The organism is Lysinibacillus mangiferihumi, from assembly GCF_003049665.1.
In the GTDB taxonomy this organism is placed as follows: Bacteria; Bacillota; Bacilli; order Bacillales_A; family Planococcaceae; genus Lysinibacillus; species Lysinibacillus mangiferihumi.
In genome coordinates this window covers 1-557 of the sequence record NZ_PYWM01000120.1, presented here as the reverse complement: position 1 = coordinate 557, position 557 = coordinate 1, and the positions used below count along the sequence as shown (strand labels likewise).

Sequence of the window (557 nt, the reverse complement as noted above, 5' to 3'; positions counted from 1 at the left end):
GCAACACCTTTAAGACAAAATAAAAGAAACCCATAACGACCTCGTATAAAATGTAGTTACCACACCAACATTTTGAGGAGGAATCGTTATGAGCTATACTCATCTTACTAATCTGAACGTGCTAAAATAGAGGGCTATCTTGAATTAGATTATTCCAAACGAGAAATTGCCAGGCAGTTAATACGTACTCCCTCCACCATTTCTAGAGAGCTGAAACGCCATACAAATTGGTCAGCTGAAGTAGCACACAATCACTATCAAAAAAATAAATCGAACTGTGGTGCGAAGCTAAAACTAACATCAGCTTTAAAGGAAGCTGTTCAAGAGAAGTTGGGGGAAACGTGGTCACCTGAACAGATTGTCGGCCGCTTGTATCCGGGAAAGCTGAGCTTTAAAAGTATCTACCGTTGGATTTATAACGGCTTATTCGATTTACCTTTAACGGTACTTCGTCAAAAAGGAAAACGCCAGAAACCTCGTGAAACAAGAGGACGTTTCAACATCGGCACGCCTATTTCAAAACGTCCAAAAGAAGTCCGTAAACGGGACACCTTTGG

Annotated in this window: 1 pseudogene; it reads left to right on the top strand. The window is 40.9% G+C overall.

Features of this window, described 5'->3' with window-relative positions:
- Positions 1-88 precede the first annotated feature (88 nt).
- Positions 89-557, top strand: a pseudogene (locus C9J37_RS27865) (IS30 family transposase); the annotation flags it as partial.